A 13,128-nucleotide genomic window follows, 5' to 3' on the forward strand; every position below is an offset into this window, starting at 1 on the left:
GCGGAGTTGTGCCAGTTGTCGGTGTATCGGCTCATCCGGCTGACCTGTCGGCGGTCGTACTGGCCCTGGCGAAGGTTCGCGGCGGCGGGGTCGAGGCTCGCTGGTCGCCACGGAGGGTAGGCGGAATGCCCGTGCTGCGCCGCCGTCGACTGGGCGTGCCCGGGTGACCGGCTGGCGTCCGCCCGCCCACGGCGGCGCCCCGGTGGCCGGCTCGGGTCCGCTCGCTCACGGCGATGTCACCTCGTTGGAAATTGTCGCGCTGGGCGCTCCACGTGCCGGTAGAGTCGCCCCCTCCGGTACGGCGTGGCTGCGGAAGGAGGGTAGCGGCGTGGGCTCGCTCACCGCCACTGTGGCACCGCCCAACGCCTCAAACGTTATCCTATGGTTCCGGACATTTAAGGCTATAGCCGGATCAGGCTTTCGACGTTACGCCACGTACCGGCAGGCGTCGGTGGCGGGAGTCGTGACCAACTCGGTGTTCGGCTTCCTGCGGTGCTACGTCCTGCTCGCGGCGGCCGGCGCCGCCGGCACGGTGGCCGGGTACGACCGGGGCCAGCTCGCCACCTTCGTCTGGGTCGGCCAGGGCCTGCTGGCGGTCGTCCTCCTCTGGGGTTGGACCGAGCTGGCCGACCGGATCCGCACCGGCGACGTCGCCAGCGACCTGCTCCGGCCGGTGCACCCCGTGACCAGCCATCTCGCCGCCGACCTGGGCCGGGCCGGCCACGCCGCGCTGGTCCGGTTCCTTCCGCCGGTGCTGATCGGGCCGATCTTCTTCGAGGTCCACCTGCCGCACCGCTGGTCCACCCTGCCGATCTTCGCGCTCTCCGCCGTCCTCGCCGTGGTCCTCTGCTTCGGCTGCCGGTTCCTGGTCAACGCGACCGCGTACTGGTTGCAGGACGTCCGGGGACCGCTGATCCTCTGGGTGCTCGCCTCGGGCGGGCTCGCCGGGCTCTACTTCCCGCTGCGCTTCCTGCCGGAGTGGCTCCAGCTCGTCCTGTGGCTGGGCACCCCCTTCCCGAGCCTGCTCCAGACCCCGCTCGACGTGCTGGTCGAGCGGGATGCGACCGGCACCCAGGTCGGGCTGGTCGGGCTCCAGTTCGCCTGGGCGGTGTTGATCCTGGCCGCCTGCCGGCTGGTGCAGCGCCGCGCGGAACGCCGGCTGGTGGTGCAGGGTGGCTGATCCGTCGGGCGGGGCACTGGCCGCGTACCGGGCACTGCTCGGCGCTCAGGCCCGCGCGCAGACGGCGTACCGGACCTCGTTCGTGATCGATGTGGTCGGCAATGTCGGGTCCACCATCTTCGACGTGCTCACCGTGCTGGTCATCTTCGGGGTGACCCGGGAGCTGGGCGGGTTCACGCTGCGCGAGGCGATGGTGATCGTCGGCCTCTCGACGTGCGCGTTCGCCGTCGCCGACCTGCTGGTGGGCAACATCGAGCGGCTGCCCCGGTACGTGCGCACCGGGCTCTTCGACGCCGTGCTGGTCCGCCCGCTCGGCGCCCTGCCCCAGTTGCTGCTCATGGACCTGCCGCTGCGCAAGGTGTCCCGCGCGGTCTTCGGGCTCGCCGTGCTGGTCGTCGCGGTCGGCTCCGCCGACGTCGAGTGGACCCCGGCGCGGGCGCTGCTGGTGGTCCTCGCCCCGCTGGCCGGTGTGGTCTTCTTCGGGTCGGTCTTCGTGGCCACCGCCACCGTCTCGTTCTGGTGGGTCGACTCGGGCGAGCTGGCCAACTCGGTCACCTACGGCGGCCGGGACTTCACCTCGTACCCGATCACCGTCTTCGAGGGCTGGTTCCGCGCGCTGTTCGCGTACGGCCTGGGCTTCGCCTTCGTCAGCTACCACCCGGCGCTGGCGCTGCTCGGCCGCGCCGACCCGCTCGGCCTGCCGGCGTGGGTCGGCTGGACCGCGCCGGCCGTCGCGCTGGTCGCCGCCGCCGGGGCCGCGGCGGCCTGGCGCACCGGGGTCCGCCACTACCGGAGTACGGGGTCATGAGCGACGACGTGATCGTGGCCGACGGGCTGCGCAAGGAGTTCACCGTCCGGGTACGGGCCGGCCGGCTGCGCCGGGAGAAGCGGCGGGTCACCGCCGTCGACGGGATCGACCTGCGGGTGCCCCGGGGCGAGATGCTCGGCTACATCGGGCCCAACGGCGCCGGCAAGTCGACGACCCTCAAGATGTTCACCGGCGTGCTGATGCCCTCCGCCGGCGAGGTACGCGTCTGCGGCCTGCGTCCGGTGGCCCAGCGCACCCGGCTCGCGCTGCGCGTCGGCGTGGTCTTCGGCCAGCGCTCGCAGCTCTGGTGGGACCTGCCACTGGGGGAGTCGTTCGCGCTGCTGCGGCACGTCTACCGGGTGCCGGCCGCCGCGCACGCCGCCCGGCTGCGCCGCTGCCGGAGCCTGCTCGACCTGGACCCCTTCCTGGACACCCCGGTCCGGCAGCTCTCCCTCGGGCAACGGATGCGCGGCGAGCTGGCCGCCGCCCTGCTGCACGGCCCGGAGGTGCTCTTCCTCGACGAGCCCACCATCGGCCTCGACGTGGTCAGCAAGCAGGCCGTCCGAGGTTTCCTCGGCGAGCTGGGCCGGGCCGGGGACACGACGCTGGTGCTCACCACGCACGACCTGGCCGACATCGAGCGGCTCTGCCGGCGCCTGGTCGTGGTCGACCACGGCCGGGTGGTGCACGACGGGTCGATCGCCGCGCTGCACGAGCGTTACGGGTCGCGTCGGCTGCTCGTCGCCGACCTGGACGCCCCGCTGCCCGCGCCGCCGGTGCTGCCCGGCGCGCCCCTGCACCGGCAGGAGGCCGACGGGCACCGGCTGGTCTTCGCGCTGGAGTCGGCCGGTGTGGCCGAGGTGGTGGCGGCCCTGGCCGGGCTGGGCGCGCTGCGGGACGTCTCGATCGTCGAGCCGGACATCGAGGACGTGGTGACCCGGCTCTACCGGAGCCGCTGACGCCCGACGGCGACAGCCCCACACCGCAGGGCGGGAGGGGCCGTCGGTGCGGCAGGGCTTAGACCGGGTCGCCGATGTTGACCCGGGGCGCGGGGGCACGCATCCGGCGGAACGTGATCGACCGCATGATGGCGTAGAGGTAGAGCGAGCCCATCCGCTGCCCGGTGTTCGGGAAACGCTCCCGGACCAGCTTGCGGATCTTGCGCGAGATCAGGACCGAGTCGATCACCACACCCAGGGCGAGCGCGCCCCAGAGGACGTTGGAGACCAGGCGGATGATCGGGGGCATCGCGGCGTTCGAGCCGATCAGCACGATCAGCGCCCCACCGAAGAACCAGGTGCCGACCGTACGCCGGGAGTCGACCACGTTGCGGGCCAGCAGCCGCTCCGGGCCGCGGTCGCGGGGGCCGCCCTCGGTGCGGAACTCCGCTGCCGCCTCGGCGCGCAGCTGGCGCTTGCGCTCCCGCTGCTCCTCCTTGGTCAGCGGCTTGGTGGGCCCGGCCGGCCGGCGGCCGGCGGTCGGCCGCTTCGGGGTGACCCTGCCCAGCTCCTTCTTGCTCGGGGTGTAGCCCCGGGACTGGGCGTGCGTGGACTCCTCGTCGGGGGTCACCGGGGTGACGGCCTCGTCGACGAGGGCGGAGGACTTGCGGCGAAACAACGACGGCACGTGGAAAGGGTAGCCACACGACGGCGCCCGGTGCACATCGCGGTGCACCGGGCGCGTACGGGAGTGGTCGACGTTACGGACGCTCGACGTGCGCGCCGAGGTCGGCCAGCTTCGCCTCGAAGTCCTCGTAGCCCCGGTTGATCAGGTCTACGCCGTACACCCGGGAGGTGCCCTCGGCGGCCAGCGCGGCGATCAGGTGGCTGAAACCGGCCCGCAGGTCGGGGATGACGAGGTCGGCGGCGTGCAGCTTGCTCGGCCCCGCGATCACCGCCGAGTGCTTGAAGTTGCGCCGGCCGAAGCGGCACGGGGTACCGCCCAGGCAGTCCCGGTAGACCTGGATGTTGGCGCCCATCGAGTTGAGCGCCTCCGTGTAGCCCAGCCGCTGCTCGTAGACCGTCTCGTGGACGATGGACAGACCGCGGGCCTGGGTGAGCGCCACCACCAGGGGCTGCTGCCAGTCGGTCATGAAGCCAGGGTGCACGTCGGTCTCCAGCGCCACGGCGTTCAGCTCGCCGCCCGGGTGCCAGAACCGGATGCCGCCCTCCTGGCCGGCGTCGCCCAGCTTCGGCGGCCGGGCGTCGGTGACCTCGTACTCGCCGCCGACGGAACGGAAGATGTTCAGGAAGGTCATCATGTCGGCCTGCTGCGCGCCGAGCACCTCGACGTGGCCACGGGTGGCCAGCGCCGCCGCCGCCCAGCTCGCCGCCTCGATCCGGTCCGGGATCGGCCGGTGCGTGTAGCCGTGCAGCTTCGGCACACCCTGGATCTCGATGACCCGGTCGGTGTGCACCTTGATGATCGCGCCCATCTTCTGCAGGATGCAGATCAGGTCGATGATCTCCGGCTCCACCGCCGCGTTGCGCAGCTCGGTGACGCCCTCGGCCATCACGGCCGTCAGCAGCACCTGCTCGGTCGCGCCGACGCTCGGGTACGGCAGGGCGAACTTGGTGCCGTGCAGCCCGTTCGGCGCCGACAGGTGCAGCCCCTCCGGGGTCTTCTCGACCGTCGCCCCGAACTCCCGCAGCGCCTGGAGGTGGAAGTCGATCGGCCGCGGCCCGATGTGGCAGCCGCCCAGATCGGGTATGAAGGCGTGGCCGAGGCGGTGCAGCAGCGGCCCGCAGAACAGGATCGGGATCCGGCTGGAGCCCGCGTGCACGTTGATCTGGTCCGTGCTGGCGCTTTCCACGTTCGCCGGGTCGAAGACGAGCTCGCCGTCCTCCGCGCCGTCGGTGACCTTGACCCCGTGCAGGCCGAGCAGGCCGCGGACCACCTCGACGTCACGGATCTTCGGCACGTCGAACAGTCGGCTCGGGCTGTCACCCAGCAGTGCGGCGACCATCGCCTTCGAGACCAGATTCTTCGCGCCGCGCACGCGGATCCGCCCTTCGAGCGGAGTGCCTCCGTGTACGACCAGGACGTCGTCGGTCAACGCAACCTCCAGCGCGTCGGTGCTGCCGTGTTGATGGTGGGGCTCGCGATAGTCATCGCTACCCGGAATGCGGCCATGTCGGCCCGCGTGAGTTTGTCGCACCGGCAGCATAGCCCTCGGTGACGGAGATGGACCCGGTCACATCGTCCCGGAGGGTACTTATCGGCGATCGAACCCTTTTCCGTACCAGTATCGCTACTGACCGTGATCAGCTCTGTGTCGGCGGCGGGGTGTCCGCCCCGGGCAGGGCGAGCATCTGGTCCAGCGCCACCCGGGCGTGGTGCGCGGTGTCCGGGTCGACGGTGATCTGGTTGACCACCCGGCCGGCCACCAGCTCCTCGAGCGCCCAGACCAGGTGGGGCAGGTCGATCCGGTTCATCGTCGAGCAGTAGCAGACGGCCTTGTCCAGGAACATGACCTGCTTGTCCGGGTGGGCCAGCGCGAGCCGGCGGACCAGGTTCAGTTCGGTGCCGACCGCCCAGGCCGAGCCGGCCGGGGCCGCCTCGACGGCCTTGATGATGTATTCCGTCGAACCGACGAAGTCGGCGGCGGTGACCACCTCGTGCCGGCACTCCGGGTGGACGAGCACGTTCACCCCCGGCACCCGCTTTCGCACGTCGTCGACGCTGTCGAGCGTGAACCGGCCGTGCACCGAGCAGTGCCCGCGCCACAGGATCATCTTCGCGTCGCGCAGCTGCTCCGGGGTGAGCCCGCCGTTCGGCTTGTGCGGGTCGTAGAGGACGCAGTCGTCCAGCGAGAGGCCCATCTCCAGCACCGCCGTGTTGCGGCCCAGGTGCTGGTCGGGCAGGAAGAACACCTTCGACCCCTGCTGGTACGCCCACTCCAGCGCCCGCTTCGCGTTCGACGAGGTGCAGACCACGCCGCCGTTGCGGCCGACGAAGCCCTTGATGTCCGCCGAGGAGTTCATGTACGTCACCGGTACGGTCTGCGCCGCGACGCCCAGTTCGGTGAGCACGTCCCAGGCGGTCTCGACCTGCGACAGCACCGCCATGTCCGCCATCGAACAGCCGGCGGCCAGGTCCGGCAGGATGACCTTCTGCGCGTCCGAGGTGAGGATGTCGGCGCTCTCGGCCATGAAGTGCACGCCGCAGAAGACGATGTGCTCCGCGTCGGGCCGGGCCGCCGCCTCGCGGGCCAGTTTGAACGAGTCACCGGTCACGTCGGCGAACTGGATCACCTCGTCGCGCTGGTAGTGGTGCCCCAGCACGAAGACCCTGCTGCCCAGTTCCGCCTTCGCAGCCTTCGCCCGGGCCACCAGATCCGGGTCGCTGGGCGCAGGCAGGTCACCCGGACACTCGACGCCGCGCTCCGTGGCGGGGTCGCTGCCCCGGCCGAGCAGCAACAGTGCCGTCGCGGTGTTGGAGGGTTCCACCCAGGTCGAAGTCACGTGCCCCATGGTCCCACAGAGCGGCCGGGCCGCAGCCTCCACCGGTGTGTGCTGCCACACTGCTCGGCATGCGCGTGCTGCTCTGCCCCGACAAGTTCGCCGGCACCCTGTCGGCCCCGCAGGTCGCCGACGCCGTGGCCACCGGCTGGCGGGAGGTCGCCCCCGGCGACGACCTGCTGGCCCGGCCCCTGTCCGACGGCGGCCCCGGCTTCATCGACGTGCTCGCCGACGCGCTCGGCGGACACCGGATCCCGGTGCCGACCGTCGACCCGCTGGGCCGCCCGACAGCCGGTGAGATCCTGCTCACCGACGGCGGGACGACCGCCTGGCTGGAGAGCGCCCAGGCGTGCGGGCTGCACCTGCTCGGCCCCGCCGAGCGTGATCCGAAGACCACCACCTCGTACGGGCTGGGGGTGCTGGTCGCCGCCGCTGTGGAGGCGGGCGCCCGGACGGTGGTGATCGGGCTGGGCGGCTCCGGCACCAACGACGGCGGCGCGGGCATGCTCACCGCGCTCGGCGTGACCCCGCTGGACGGCACCGGCCAGGCACTGCCGTACGGCGGGGCCGCGCTCGGCGCGGCGGACGCCCTCGACGGCGTACCCCGGCTGCGTGACGCCCGCCTGGTGGCCGCCACCGACGTGGACAACCCGCTGCTCGGGCTGCACGGGGCCAGCAGCGTGTTCGGCCCGCAGAAGGGCGCCGACCGGGCCGACGTGCTGCTGCTCGACGCCGCGCTGGAGCGCTTCGCCGCCGTACTGGAGCGGGATCTGCCCGGCTGCCCCGACCGGCTGGGCACGCTGCCCGGCGGCGGCGCGGCCGGCGGGCTGGGCGCAGCCGTCCTGGCGCTGGGCGGGCACTGCGAGTCGGGCATCGGCCTGGTCACCCGGGCGATCGGGCTGGACGCCACGCTCGACGCGGTCGACCTGGTGATCACCGGAGAGGGCTCGTTCGACCACCAGTCGCTGCGCGGCAAGGTGGTGGCCGGGGTGGCCGGCGCCGCCCGGGACCGGGGGGTGCCCTGCGTGGTGGTCGCCGGCCAGGTGAGCACCGGCCGGCGGGAGGCCGGGGCGGCCGGGGTGACCGACGCGTACAGCCTGGTGGAGCACTTCGGGGGCGATGAGCGCGGCGGGCTGGCCGCCGCGATGGAGCGCCCGGCCGAGGGGCTGCGGGCGCTCGGCACCCGGCTGGCCCGGCAGTGGAGCCGCTGACCCCCACCCCCACCCACACCCACACCCACACCCACACCCACACCCACACCCACACTCCCGCGATCTTGCACTTTCGGCCCCTGAGACGCGCGGATCACCCGATTTGTCGGGGCATGAAGTGCAAGATCGCTGCGACTCGCGGGAAGGGGAGGGGTCCGGTGGGGGAGCACCGGGCTCTCGCCGTGTACGTGTCGTGTCGTGCCCTGCGCAGTGGCCGGCGATACCCGGCGTCGGGCAGCGGGCCAGGTCACGCCGGACGGGTGGGCCCGGCCGTGGCGGCGTACCATCGGAACTGGACCACGCCGGGAATGGCTGGGCGACACGAGATGTTGGCCAGAGCGTCCGGACCCAACCGCGCAGGGAGATTTCACGTGACCACGCCAGCGCAGACCGACTCGACCGAGGCCCAGGCCACCACGTCCATCGTCCTTACCGACGTCGCGGCCCAGAAGGTCAAGGCCCTGATCGAGCAGGAGGGCCGCGACGACCTGCGGCTCCGGGTCGCCGTGCAGCCGGGTGGCTGCTCCGGCCTGCGGTACCAGTTGTTCTTCGACGAGCGGTCGCTCGACGGTGACGTCGTCACCGACTTCGACGGTGTCGAGGTCGTCGTCGACCGGATGAGCGCCCCCTACCTGTCCGGCGCCACCATCGACTTCGCCGACCGGATCGACGCCCAGGGCTTCACCATCGACAACCCCAACGCGGGCAACTCCTGCGCCTGCGGCGACTCGTTCAACTGAGTCACCTCCGCTGACCACGGCGGGGCCGTCCTCCGGGGCGGCCCCGCCGTCGTCTTTCGGGCTGGCTCCGCTGTCGTCTTCCGGGCCGAAATGCGCCGTCGAGAAGATGAATCGGGGCCGACCGACCGGTCATCCTGAGAGGGCCGGACCGGTAGGCTGACCGGCGCCCTGCTCCCGACCCCGAGGTTGACATGAAGATCGCCGTCACCGGCTCGATCGCCACCGACCATCTGATGAGCTTCCCCGGTCGCTTCGCCGACCAGTTCCTCGCCGACCAGCTGCACAAGGTCTCGCTCTCCTTCCTGGTGGACGACCTGGTGCTGCGGCGCGGCGGGGTGGCGGCCAACATCGCCTTCGGCATGGGGCAGCTCGGCATGCGCCCGGTCCTGGTCGGCGCGGTCGGAGCGGATTTCGCCGACTACCGCTCCTGGCTGGAGCGGCACGGGGTCGACTGCGACTCGGTGCACGTCAGCGAGGTGGCACACACCGCCCGGTTCGTCTGCACCACGGACACCGACATGTGTCAGATCGCCTCGTTCTACGCCGGGGCGATGAGCGAGGCCCGCAACATCGAGCTGGCGCCGGTGGCCGGCCGCCTCGACGGGCTGGACCTGGTCCTGGTGGGCGCGAACGACCCGGAGGCGATGCTGCGGCACTCCACCGAGTGCCGGGATCGGGGCTACCCGTTCGCCGCCGACCCGTCCCAGCAGCTCGCCCGGATGGACGGTGCGGACGTCGTCGCGCTGATCGAGGGCGCCGACTACCTGATGACCAACGACTACGAGAAGTCGCTGCTACAGAGCAAGGCCGGGCTGACCGACGCGCAGCTGCTCGACCGGGTCAAGGTCCGGGTCACGACGCTGGGCAAGCACGGGGTGGAGATCGCTGGGCGGGACTTCGACCTGATCCACGTGCCGATCGCGCGCGAGACCCAGGCAGTCGACCCGACCGGCGTCGGCGACGGATTCCGAGCCGGCTTCTTCACCGCGCTCTCCTGGGGGCTCGGCCTGGAGCGGGCCGCCCAGGTTGGCTCCCTACTCGCCACGCTGGTGCTGGAGACCGTCGGCACGCAGGAGTACGAGGTCCGTCGTGACCTGTTCGTCAAGCGGCTGGCCGAGTCGTATGGCGACGTCGCCGCCGAGGAGGTCCGTCCGCACCTGGTGCCGTGACACCGGTGCTGGTCGCGTTCACCGGGCTGCCCGGGGTGGACAGAAGCACCCCGGCAGCCCGTGTCGCCGCCGCCCGTCCTCACCCTCACTCGCTTCGCCCTGCCCTCCCTCACTCACCCCTGCGATCTTGCACTTCTGGCCCCTGTTTCGCGGCTTTTATCCCACTTGCCGGGGCGGAAAGTGCAAGATCGCGGGCGTCGGGCGTCGGGCGTCGGGGCGTCGGGGCGGGTGGGGGGGTCAGTGGCGGCGGCGGATGTCGAAGGCGGGGCCGTCGGGGCCCGTGATGGTGCCGAGGAACTCTTGGCCGCGCATCCGGCACCAGGCCGGGAGGTCCACGGCCGCGGCCGGATCGTCGGCGAGCACCCGGACCACCGTGCCGACGGGCAGTTCGGGTAGCCGTCTGGCTGCCGCGATCACCGGCAGGGGGCAGCGCTGACCGCGGCAGTCGAGGATCTCCGCCGGCGCCGTCACAGCCCCACCACCCCGGCCTCGGCGCGCAGCCCCGCCACGATGCCGGGCAGTTCGGTGAGGAACCTCTCGACGTCGGCCTCCGTCGTCTCCCGGTGCAGCGAGACCCGTACGTTGCCGTGCGAGAGCACCCCCATCGCCTCCAGCACGTGCGACGGCCGCAGCGTCGACGACGTGCACGAGGAGCCCGAGGAGACGGCGAAGCCGCGCCGGTCGAGCGCGTGCAGCAGGGCCTCGCCGTCGACGTAGAGGCAGGAGAAGGTGACCAGGTGGGGGAGGCGCTGGTCGGGGTCGCCCACCACCTCCACGTCGGGCACCTCCGCCGCCACCCGGGCCCGGATCCGGTCCACCAGCGGCGTCAGCCGGGCCGCCTCGGCCGCGGCGTCGGCCGCCGCCGCGCGCAGGCTCGCCGCCGCTGCCACCACCGCCGGCAGGTTGAGCGTTCCCGGCGTACGCCCCGCCTCCCGTTCGTCGGTCGGCCAGGGCGACTCCCACCGGGTGCCCTTGCGCACCACGAGCAGCCCCACCCCGGGCGGCCCGCCCCACTTGTGCGCGCTGGCGCTCAGCACCGACCAGCCGACCGGCACCGGCGCGCGGCCGACCAGTTGGGCGGCGTCCAGGTAAAGCGGCACCCCGGATTCGGCGCACTCCCGCGCGGCCTCCGTCACGGGCTGGAGCGTGCCGACCTCGTGGCTGGCGGCGATCAGCGCGGCCAGCGCCACCCCCGGCGACCGGACCGCCGCCGCCCACCCGTCCAGGTCGAGCCGGCCCAGCCGGTCCACCGGTACGGATGTCGCCGTGCCGCCCGCCGCGATGTGCCTCTCGGCGGCGTGCAGCACCGCCGAGTGTTCGATCGCGGAGTGCACCAGGGCCGGACCGACCCGCCGCCGGCCGGCCAGGCCCCCGAGTACGGCGGAGTGCGCTGCCGTCGTACCGCTGGGGGTGAAGGAGAGTTCGTCGGCGCGGACGCCGAGGGTCTGCGCGGCGGCCTCGCGGGCGGCGTCGAGGAGTTGCCGGGCGCGACGCGCCTGCGTGTAGAGCCGGCCGGGGTCTGCCCAGCCGTCGTCGAGGGCGGCCAGCAGCGCCTGCCGGGCGACCGGGTGCAGCGGCGCGGCGGTGGCCGCGTCCAGGTAGACCGGGGATGCGCTCACGGGAGCCAACGTATCGCGCCGGTATGCCCAAGATCCCCCCGATGGGGGCGGACAACGACCCCCAACACGGTCCAGCCTGTCATGGTCGAGTAATCTGCGACCGTCGGTGACGCCTTTGCCGCTGGTGCTGTCGCTCCGCAGGCGGAGGGCAGGACATGACACCGCGGCGTGCTAGGGAGGCAGGACCAGGTGGTCGCAAGGAGTTCGGAGGTACGGCCGTCGGCCGTACGGCACAGCGCTTCCTCAGGAGCCGTTGGGCGCCGGGGACGTGGTGCCGGGCGGATTGCCGGGCTCGGTCTCGGCGGAGCGGCGCTGCTGGTCCTGCTCACGGGCTGTGACGTCGGCGCGGCGTTCGGTGGTTTCGGCTGGCCGCAGGGCGGCATCACGCCCGAGTCGCACCGGATGTACGACCTGTGGATCGCCTCGTGCATCGCGGCGCTCGCGGTCGGCGTCTTCGTGTGGGGCCTGATCTTCTGGTGCGTCGTGCGCTACCGCAAGCGGGGCAACGAGCTGCCGGTGCAGACCCGTTACAACCTGCCGATGGAGTTCCTCTACACCATCGCGCCGATCCTGATCGTCTCCGTGCTCTTCTACTACACGGCGATCGTGCAGACCGACGTGGTGCGGACGACCAAGAACCCCGACGTCACGGTCGAGGTGGTCGCGTTCAAGTGGAACTGGCAGTTCAACTACCGCGACGGCCAGGGCCAGGACGCCAACACCGTCGCCTCGGTGCTCGGCACCAGCGATGTCATCCCGATCCTGGTGCTGCCGACCGATCGGTCCATCCGGTTCGAGGAGACCAGCCGCGACGTCATCCACTCCTTCTGGGTGCCGGAGATGCTGTTCAAGCGGGACGTCTTCCCGGGCAAGATCCGCAACGTGTTCGAGGTCTCGAAGCTGGATTCCGAGGGCGCCTACGTCGGCCGCTGCGCCGAGCTCTGCGGCAGCTACCACGCGTTCATGAACTTCGAGCTGCGGGTCGTCTCTCCGGAGAAGTACGACCAGTTCCTGGCGGCCAAGCGGGACGGCAAGTCCACGCAGGAGGCTTTGACGGCCATCGGCGAGGACCCGTACGCGAAGACCACGAAGCCGTTCGAGACCCGTCGCGGCGAGGCCAACTTCAACCCGGACGACGCGCCGGCCGGCGCGGGAAACTGAGGGATCGGGCATGAAGACCGAGTGGCGCATCTTCCTGGCCATCGCCGGGTTCCTGCTCTTCGCCACCGTTCTCTACGGTGCGTGGACCGCCGCCGACGCGGGTGGCCAGGTCGAGTGGGTGGGCACGATCGCCCTGCTGCTGAGCTTCCTGCTCTGCTCCATGTGCGGAGGCTTCTTCTGGTTCGTCTCCCGCCGGATCGACCTGCGGCCGGAGGACCGGCCGGACGGTGAGATCGCCGACGGCGCGGGCGAGATCGGCTTCTTCAGCCCGGGCAGCTACTGGCCGATGGGGCTGGCGTTGGCCGTCGCGCTCGCCGGTTTCGGCATCGCGTTCTGGCAGTTCTGGCTGATCGGCCTCGGCCTGGTGGCGGTCACGTTCTCCGTCTGCGGCCTGCTGTTCGAGTACTACAGCGGCACCCGGCGCACCGCCGAGCACTGAGTTCCGCCGGTAAACGGCTCGCAACTCGTGGCGAAGGCCCGTCTCCCTCCGGAGGCGGGCCTTCGTCGTCCGGGTGGCAGGCCGTCGGCTAGGTAGCTCGTGGGACCACCTCTTGATCGTTTGCTGCTCACCCGGCGCAATCCGCAGACGGGACCCGGGTAAGCGACAAATGATCTCCGCTGCCTGACCCGGCCGGCCACTTCGGCCTCGGTAGCCGGACAGCCGAAGCTCGGCCACCTTGCGTCATTCCGTCCCGCCGCGTGGGCTCAGCGCCGGCCACGTGGGTCAGGCGGCGCGGCGGTCCCGCCGTGTGGGTGGGCTCAGCGCCGGCCGTGTGGGTG

At 72.0% G+C, this 13,128-nt stretch carries 13 protein-coding genes; 8 read left to right on the forward strand and 5 right to left on the reverse strand.

The features are described 5' to 3' along the window. Positions 1-328: 328 nt before the first annotated feature. The 3 genes from GA0070608_RS17990 to GA0070608_RS18000 are packed head-to-tail and all read left to right on the forward strand — an operon-like array spanning position 329 to position 2,947. The gene (locus tag GA0070608_RS17990; RefSeq protein ID WP_091629529.1) at positions 329-1,180 is read left to right on the forward strand and encodes an ABC transporter permease; all 852 of its coding nucleotides are present in this window, start codon (positions 329-331) and stop codon (positions 1,178-1,180) included. After that, positions 1,173-1,988: an ABC transporter permease gene (locus GA0070608_RS17995; RefSeq protein WP_245715825.1), complete on the forward strand. Its 816-nt coding sequence runs from the start codon at positions 1,173-1,175 to the stop codon at positions 1,986-1,988. Before GA0070608_RS17990 ends, GA0070608_RS17995 begins: the two co-directional genes overlap by 8 nt. Further along, positions 1,985-2,947: an ABC transporter ATP-binding protein gene (locus tag GA0070608_RS18000; protein ID WP_091629531.1), complete on the forward strand. Its 963-nt coding sequence runs from the start codon at positions 1,985-1,987 to the stop codon at positions 2,945-2,947. Before GA0070608_RS17995 ends, GA0070608_RS18000 begins: the two co-directional genes overlap by 4 nt. Before the next feature lie 58 nt (positions 2,948-3,005). Here GA0070608_RS18000 and GA0070608_RS18005 read toward each other — a convergent pair whose 3' ends face one another. The 3 genes from GA0070608_RS18005 to nadA all read right to left on the reverse strand — a co-directional run bounded on the left by GA0070608_RS18005 (position 3,006) and on the right by nadA (position 6,451). Continuing rightward, positions 3,006-3,614: a DUF3043 domain-containing protein gene (locus tag GA0070608_RS18005; RefSeq protein WP_091629533.1), complete on the reverse strand. Its 609-nt coding sequence runs from the start codon at positions 3,612-3,614 to the stop codon at positions 3,006-3,008. Positions 3,615-3,687: 73 nt separating this feature from the next. Then, positions 3,688-5,043, reverse strand: coding sequence for a UDP-N-acetylglucosamine 1-carboxyvinyltransferase (gene murA / locus GA0070608_RS18010; RefSeq protein WP_091629535.1), 1,356 nt, complete (start codon positions 5,041-5,043; stop codon positions 3,688-3,690). A gap of 208 nt (positions 5,044-5,251) precedes the next feature. Next, entirely contained in the window at positions 5,252-6,451 is a 1,200-nt protein-coding gene (gene nadA / locus GA0070608_RS18015) for a quinolinate synthase NadA (RefSeq protein ID WP_091635405.1), read from the reverse strand. A gap of 68 nt (positions 6,452-6,519) precedes the next feature. Here nadA and GA0070608_RS18020 point away from each other — a divergent pair, with 68 nt between their 5' ends. From GA0070608_RS18020 to GA0070608_RS18030, 3 genes are all read left to right on the forward strand, one after another. Then, positions 6,520-7,659, forward strand: coding sequence for a glycerate kinase family protein (locus GA0070608_RS18020; RefSeq protein WP_091629537.1), 1,140 nt, complete (start codon positions 6,520-6,522; stop codon positions 7,657-7,659). Between the two features lie 371 nt (positions 7,660-8,030). Next, a complete protein-coding gene (erpA, locus tag GA0070608_RS18025) occupies positions 8,031-8,399 on the forward strand; it encodes an iron-sulfur cluster insertion protein ErpA (RefSeq protein WP_091629539.1) in 369 nt (122 codons plus the stop codon). Between the two features lie 191 nt (positions 8,400-8,590). Further along, a complete protein-coding gene (locus tag GA0070608_RS18030; RefSeq protein ID WP_091629541.1) occupies positions 8,591-9,568 on the forward strand; it encodes a carbohydrate kinase family protein in 978 nt (325 codons plus the stop codon). Positions 9,569-9,805: 237 nt separating this feature from the next. Here GA0070608_RS18030 and GA0070608_RS18035 read toward each other — a convergent pair whose 3' ends face one another. Beyond that, positions 9,806-10,039, reverse strand: a complete 234-nt coding sequence (locus GA0070608_RS18035) for a sulfurtransferase TusA family protein (RefSeq protein ID WP_091629543.1) — start codon at positions 10,037-10,039, stop codon at positions 9,806-9,808. Beyond that, a complete protein-coding gene (locus GA0070608_RS18040; protein WP_091629545.1) occupies positions 10,036-11,187 on the reverse strand; it encodes a cysteine desulfurase family protein in 1,152 nt (383 codons plus the stop codon). The genes GA0070608_RS18035 and GA0070608_RS18040 overlap by 4 nt, the downstream gene beginning before the upstream one ends. A gap of 189 nt (positions 11,188-11,376) precedes the next feature. On the opposite strand from GA0070608_RS18040, the gene ctaC reads away from it, so the two are divergent. Both ctaC and GA0070608_RS18050 read left to right on the forward strand, forming a co-directional pair. Next, positions 11,377-12,348 carry an aa3-type cytochrome oxidase subunit II gene (gene ctaC / locus GA0070608_RS18045; RefSeq protein ID WP_091629548.1) on the forward strand — a complete coding sequence of 324 codons (972 nt, stop codon included), beginning with the start codon at positions 11,377-11,379 and terminating at the stop codon, positions 12,346-12,348. 10 nt (positions 12,349-12,358) lie between these two features. Further along, positions 12,359-12,787 carry a cytochrome c oxidase subunit 4 gene (locus tag GA0070608_RS18050; protein ID WP_091629549.1) on the forward strand — a complete coding sequence of 143 codons (429 nt, stop codon included), beginning with the start codon at positions 12,359-12,361 and terminating at the stop codon, positions 12,785-12,787. Positions 12,788-13,128: the final 341 nt, after the last annotated feature.

The organism is Micromonospora peucetia, from assembly GCF_900091625.1.
GTDB classification, from domain to species: Bacteria; Actinomycetota; Actinomycetes; order Mycobacteriales; family Micromonosporaceae; genus Micromonospora; species Micromonospora peucetia.

Bases quoted from the DNA above. Each gene is read 5' to 3' on its own strand.
- GA0070608_RS18050 (WP_091629549.1), top strand. From the start codon at position 12,359: ATGAAGACCGAGTGGCGCATCTTCCTGGCCATCGCCGGGTTCCTGCTC.
- GA0070608_RS18000 (WP_091629531.1), top strand. From the start codon at position 1,985: ATGAGCGACGACGTGATCGTGGCCGACGGGCTGCGCAAGGAGTTCACC.
- GA0070608_RS18020 (WP_091629537.1), top strand. From the start codon at position 6,520: ATGCGCGTGCTGCTCTGCCCCGACAAGTTCGCCGGCACCCTGTCGGCC.
- GA0070608_RS18030 (WP_091629541.1), top strand. From the start codon at position 8,591: ATGAAGATCGCCGTCACCGGCTCGATCGCCACCGACCATCTGATGAGC.